The following is a 6,870-nucleotide window of genomic DNA, read 5'->3' on the forward strand; positions in this document are numbered from 1 at the left end:
GCAGGTAATGTCGGTTTCTTCTTATAACTTTATTTTAGAAGCTCTTTTCTATGCAGCTTCATATTAAATTGGTATTAGTGAGATAGCGATCGATGCCAATATGGTAACCGCGTTCTTTGTTTTCTATAATTGACAAAATAATAATAGGAATATCTGCGGTGTGAGGATCGTTTTTCAAGACAGCTGCGACATCAAAGCCGTTGATTTGAGGCATCATCACGTCCAAAAGAATCAAATCTGGACGAGCTGTTTTGATTTGATGAATTGCATCCATGCCGTCTTTGGCTTCCCGAACGTTGTAGCCTTCGTTTTCTAGCTGTTGACGCAGTAGTTCTCGAATGTTGGTGTCATCATCCACCACCAAAATGGTTTTGCGATTTTCGTTGAGTACAGCAGCTGTGGTGATGACGTGTTCTTTGAGTTGTTTGACTAAGGCATCTAAATTCAGTTTGGCACTGCTTTTGTGATTGCTGGTGTAAATGGGAATGATAAACGAAAAGGTACTACCTTGGCCAAGTTCACTTTCTACCCAGATTCTACCGCCGTGATGTTCAACTATTTGTTTGCAAATGGGTAGTCCTAAGCCTGTGCCTTTGGGTTTGTCGGTGAGGGTATCACCCACTTGTCGGAATTTCTCGAACACTTTCGGCTGGTCTTCGGGTGCAATGCCAACCCCTGTGTCAATAACGCTAATGCAAATGGCCTCGTTTTGTTGGTTGATGCGGCAGGTGATAGAACCGGATTCGGTAAACTTGATGGCATTGGAAATCAAGTTGATCAAGACTTGTAATAGACGATTGCGATCGCCAATTACTTGAGGTAGTTCTGGTTCAATATCAATAATTAGCTTTAAGCCATTGGTTTCAAACAATGCTGCTGTGGATGTGGTTGCCCAATCTAGTAACTCAGTTAAATCAAGGGGTTGCATTTGCCATTCCACTTTACCTGCTTCCATCTTGGCAATGTCTAAAACATCGTTAATCAAAGATGTCAGCCGTTCTGCTTCAGACACAATAATCTTGAGATTGTCACCTACCCTTTTGATTGTTTTCTGAAGCTTGCGGTCTTCATTCGCCAGTATGGGAAACACATCGCTTTCTAACTTTTCTTTGATGATGGAGGCAAAACCAAGAACAGAAGTGAGTGGTGTCCGCAGTTCGTGAGAAACTGTAGAGATGAAATCCGTCTTCATCTTGTCGATTTCCTTTTCCGCAGTCACATCTCGAATCAGCAATGCCGAACCAAAGCAGGCTTGAGGTTCATTTTCAGCAGTTCTTTTAAAGATAGCAGTGGCTACTGCCTGACCGATGCGTTCCTTTGCTAAGGCAACTTCAGCAGCAAACACATCGCTGGGATGGGACTGAGTTTTTTCCACTAAATCTGCTAAACCAAATATCGCTAGTTCTCGATAGTCACCTTTGAGGGCGTTGACCGTCAATCCATACATAGCTAAAAATGCACGATTGAAGTGGGTGATTTGTCCGGTGATGTCTGTGACTAATAAACCATCTGCTAAGTTGTCTAAAATGGCGTTTAAACCCTGGGCTTCTGCTAAGGTATTTTCTAAAGCAGCCGTCCGTTCTGCAACTCTGGCTTCTAGTTCTTGATTGAGTTGGCGCAGAGCGATTTCTGCTTGTTTGCGGGCAGTAATATCAGTGTTGATTTCTAAGACAGCACAAGGCTCACCAGAAATGCTCCGTTGCAGAGTCCATCGGCTTTGAACCATAATCAGCCGCTCGTTGCGGCTGAGGTGTTGCACTTCTCCTTCCCAATTGCCTTGCTGTAATAATTCTGCGATGATTGCTTCTTTTGGGCGGGGAAAAGTTTTTTTGATCAATGTGTGAATGTATTGGCCTTTTACTTCCTCACGCGTCCAGCCGTAGAGTCTTTGTGCGCCTTGATTCCAGTATAAGATTTTGTTGGTCATGTCGCGGACGATGATCGCATCGCTGGAATGATTTAACATATCCATTAACCGTTGATTTTCTGCTTCCGCTAGTTTGCGATCGTGGATATCAGTGCAAATGCCAATCCATTCGCGGATGCTGCCGTCTGGTTCCAAAATGGGAGTACCACAAACAGAAAAATGGCGGTATGTACCATCGTGACGACGTAATTGAAACTCGGTTTGATATAAACTCCGGTTGTCTAGGGCTTGAGTCCAAGCCTCTACGGTATGGGCACGGTCATCAGGATGAATGACATCAAGCCAGCCCCATTCGTAAAATTCTGCTTCGCTTTGACCAGTGTAGGCCATCCAGCTGAGCATTTCGCTAGCGATACCTGCTCCCTCAGGTGTAGCCACCCAAACAATTTGTGAGATAGTAGTCACTAGAGAGCGAAACCGTTGTTCGCTCTGTTGCAGAGTTTGTTCTGCTAGTTTGCGGTCGTGAATATTGGTGCAAGTGCCAATCCATTCGCGAATGCTGCCATCTGCTTCCAAAACAGGAGCGCCACACACAGAAAAATACCGGTATATGCCATCTTTGCCACGTACTCGGTATTCGGTTTTGTAGATACCTCGGTTAGCCACAGCCGTATTCCAAGCTTCTATACTGTGGGCATGATCATCAGGATGAACGGCATCAAGCCAGCCCCAACCTTCCACTTCCTCTTCACTTTGACCTGTGTAGATCATCCAAGTAAGCATTTCACTGCTGATTCCCAGCCCTTCTGGAGTCGCCCCCCAGATGATTTGCGAAGTAGTAGTTACTAAAGTGCGATATCGTTCCTTAAGACGTTGATTTTCGGCTTCTGCCAGCTTGCGATCGTGAATATCAGTGCAGGTGCCAATCCACTCGCGAACGCTACCGTCTTCTTCCACCACCGGGGCACCCCAGACCCAAAAGTAGCGATAATTACCATCTTGACCACGAATTCGGTATTCAATTTGATAAAGACTGCGGTTGGCTACAGCAGCACTCCAGACTTCTCCTGTATAAGCCCGGTCGTCGGGATGAACAGCATTAATCCAGCCTCCATTCTCAGCTTCTGCTAAACTTTGACCTGTATAGGCAATCCAACTTGTTAGTTCAAAGCAAATTCCTTCTGGTGTACTGACCCAGACAATTTGCGTATTAGTTGTTACTAAAGAACGGTATCGGGCTTCACTCTGTTTCAACATTTTTTCAGACTGTTGGCGTTCTAGGGAAGTACGCTTGAGGTCGCTAATGTCTTCTACAGTGGAGAAAATTACACGCTCTCCATTTTGCTCTACCAATACTCCAGAAAGTCTGACTGGAACTAAATGCCCGTCTTTGTGGATGTAATCTCCATCCCAAGGTTCACATCTACCAGTTCGTTCTAAGTTCTCTAGGATAGTTGACTTGGCGGCATAGTTTTGGGGCGTTATCTCCCAGTAGTTAAAATTCAGGGTTTCCAGGACAGTCCGCCCCGCGATCGCTGCATAAGCAGGATTCATGTCAATCAGTGTCCCATCGAGCCGACACAGTACCAAACCAACTGGGCATTTTTCAAATAGCTGACGGTAGTATTTATCTACTTGGTTAAACATGGTTAAAGTTTCCTCAGTGATTTATGTGGGTGGGGTTATCACAACAGAACCAAGACAACAAGGTGGCATAAAGTTTTAGGGAAATTGGGTGGCGTTGGAACAATTGGTAAATTCGATCGGGTGTTGCACTATCAAGGTCTGGACTTTGTTGGGAAAGCCGTTGGATCAGTTCAGTGTGGCGAATGAGCAAATCCGCTGGTTTGAGCATTGGTATTGTTGATGGAATAAAGCCTTCAGGATCGGCACTAGGGCATAGTTCTGTTGTGCCAGTGGATGAAGCAGAATTTGTCTGGCTTTGCCCTGTTGAAGCTTCTACCACTGAATAGTTCACTGGAATTTGAATCCAGAATTCTGTACCCTCACCCAATTGAGAACGACATTTGAGAATTCCCCCATGCCTGTCTACAACAATTTGGCGGCTGATTGCCATACCTAACCCAGTGCCTTTGCCAATCTCTTTGGTAGTGAAGAAAGGATCGTAAATGCGCTGGATGAAACTTTCTTTCATACCAGGGCCGTTGTCCGCAATGCGAATTACAATCCATTGGTTGTCTAAGGCTTGGGTGCGAATGGTGATTTGGGGAGATGGGGAAGGAAAGTGTTTCTCTTGAAGTTGTGAGTGTCGGCTGTGGCCGTCCCCACTTTTCCTTGTTCCTTTATCGTCTTCCCTGTTCACCATTCCTTCTTCCAGTGCATCAATGGCATTTGCCAAGATGTTCATAAACACTTGATTTAACTGTCCTGGGTGGCATTCAATTAAGGGAAGTTTGGCATAGTCTTTGACAATTTCAATTGCCGGACGGTGAGCTGAGGCTTTTAAACGATGGCGAAGAATCATCAGCGTCCCGTCGATACCATCGTGGATATTGACGGCTTTGATTTGGGCTTCGTCATGGCGGGAGGAGTTTTTGAGGGGTTGGACAATTTTCACAAAGCGATCGCTACCCCGTTTCATGGGATCCAACAGTTTGGGGAGATCCTGCATGATAAATTCCAAATCGATATTTTCTAGCTCTGATTGCAAATCCGGAGGAGCCACAGGCACAAATTTCTGATAATCTTGCAGCAGGTGTAATAAATCTTGGGCGTACTCGGCAACATATTTTAAATTGCCGCAAATAAAATTCACCGGATTGTTGATTTCGTGGGCGACTCCAGCAATCAGTTGCCCCAAGGAAGACATTTTTTCGCTTTGGATTAACTGAGTTTGTGCCAGCTGCAAGTCTTGGAGAGCTTGTTGCAGTTTTTGTGTCTGGGCTTTTGCTTCCATTGCTGCTTGAATGCTTTGCTCATAAAGTAAAGCTTTTTCGATGGCGATGGCTGTTTGAGAAGCAAAAATACTCACAAGTTTTAAGTGTTCAGCCCTATAGGAATCAATTTTGTCTGTGCCAATGGCGATCGCTCCTATTACCCGCTCTTTTGCTCTTAAAGGTACACAAATCAAAGCTTTAACTTTTTTATCTCCCGATAATCGAGAATCAGCTTCCACATCATTGACGAGTTCTGCCCTCCCTGATTGCACAATACTGCCAATAATTCCCTGGCCGGGTTCCGGCTGATCTTGACCAAAAAAGGCTCCAAATTCCGCAATGATTTCAAACTTGCCTCCATCAGGACTCAACAGCAAAATCATCCCTGCTGATGATTCAATCAATTGACTCATTTCTTGAAGCACGAGTTGGGCAATTTGTCGCCTGTCCAAACTCGTTGTCAGCTGAGTGGAAATATCTTCAAATAAATCTATTTCCTGGTATCGCTCTAGCAATTCTTTCGCAAGTATTTTCTTTTCAGCTTCCTGTTTTGCCAAAAACGACAGCCAACTTGCTAGTAAATTTGCCTGTTGTTGACCAATAACCCAACCAATAATTTCTCCCGAAACCTCAATTGGATATCGATTTTCTAATACTGTCTTGCCAATACTAATTAGTTTTGTACCATCTACCAGCTCAATATCAATTCCGATGTTGAGTTGATGGACTAAGTCGCGAAGAAGAGATGATAACTCTTGTTTATTCAGAATCTTTCTCAAGCTAACTGCCGACATGAAACACCTCATCTTGAGTGGGTTGCAAATTTCGTGCAATTAAAACAAGCGAGTAATTAATTTCATGCCCCTCCCTTACCCTTAAGTTTCCCAAAGCAGATATTTTAAGAATTTCCATAAAAATCTAGGGAAATATAATAATTTGCTAATAAGGCTAGTTTTCCCAGAAAGATTGGCGGCATAACAGTGATGTTCATGGGCAGCAAATAGCTTTAAAATCTGTAACAAAAACGCCCTTCATTAGTGGAATTCGCTAAAGTTTAGCGATCGCTGCTAATTATCTGTACTTCACAAAGTTGCAATTTGCTGTATCTACTTTTGAAATAGGTGTCAAATCGTTCAAACACAACATTCTCACTCCCTTATTCCCAGTGCAAATTACTATCTTTGATTGCAACTTAGTATTAACAACGCTGCCAAAACCTATCCCTGGGGGCATGTATCTACTGTTTTGAAAATACGAAGTGGGGAGTAGAGAAAATTAATTTGACGTTTAATTAAGTTGAACTACTTACATCATCGAAAGTTAAGCTGATTCCACCGCTAAAAGGAAATGGGATAACACGAGAGACAGTTGACAGTTGACAGTTGACTGTTAACCGTCAACCGTCAACCGTCAACTGTGTCGGGCTATCTTTACATCCGATTCATTGTAGTAGTCTGCCAACCCAAAAATGCGCTTGTGAGGTCTGGGGAAAAGTAAAGAGTAAGGGATTTAACACCTTTCCCCTTTCCCCTTTACCCTTTCCCCTTTACCCTTTCCCCTTTACCCTTTCCCCTTTACCCTTTCCCCTTTACCCTTTACCCTTTACCCTTTCCCCTTTCCCCTTTAAAGAGCCAAGTCACGAAAGCGTACTACTAGGGATGAAATGAAAGACACCTTTTTATAAGTCTTAGGAGAGATTAAGATGACATTTATTCACCCAATGTATCCTCCCTTCGTAGCAAACTGGTTATAATTGTTTTCCATCCCACTAGGAAATCAAATTCTCATCTACACAGTATTCATATGGGACGTGTTCGTTCTAAATCTGACCTACCTACAAAAATCTGTCCGGTATGTCAACGTCCGTTTACATGGCGTAAAAAGTGGCAAGATTGCTGGGAAGATGTGAAATACTGTTCAGAACGTTGTCGTCGTCGCCGTTCTGAAGCGAATCAGGGATTGGGAACTGGGGAATAGGGATTGGGAGATGGGAAGACAACTGAGCAAGGGAAAAGGTTAATGGTTCGACAAGCTCACCAACCGGGAAAAAAGAAAAGGAATAAATTTAATGTTTCCCCTTTCCCCTTTCCCCCTTACCTTTTCCCC

General features: G+C 43.8%; 3 protein-coding genes. 1 reads left to right on the forward strand and 2 read right to left on the reverse strand.

All coding sequences use genetic code 11. From position 1 onward, the window contains the following. Positions 1-58: 58 nt before the first annotated feature. Both GNE10_RS30085 and GNE10_RS30095 read right to left on the reverse strand, forming a co-directional pair. Positions 59-3,514 (reverse strand): PAS domain S-box protein, encoded by a 3,456-nt coding sequence (locus GNE10_RS30085; protein WP_260447087.1) that lies wholly within the window; start codon positions 3,512-3,514, stop codon positions 59-61. Positions 3,515-3,527: 13 nt separating this feature from the next. Continuing rightward, positions 3,528-5,558, reverse strand: coding sequence for a sensor histidine kinase (locus GNE10_RS30095; protein WP_185569432.1), 2,031 nt, complete (start codon positions 5,556-5,558; stop codon positions 3,528-3,530). 1,009 nt (positions 5,559-6,567) lie between these two features. On the opposite strand from GNE10_RS30095, the gene GNE10_RS30100 reads away from it, so the two are divergent. Further along, entirely contained in the window at positions 6,568-6,741 is a 174-nt protein-coding gene (locus GNE10_RS30100; protein WP_099068082.1) for a DUF2256 domain-containing protein, read from the forward strand. Positions 6,742-6,870 lie beyond the last annotated feature (129 nt).

This window comes from Nostoc sp. 2RC (assembly GCF_014222165.1).
GTDB classification, from domain to species: Bacteria; Cyanobacteriota; Cyanobacteriia; order Cyanobacteriales; family Nostocaceae; genus Nostoc; species Nostoc linckia.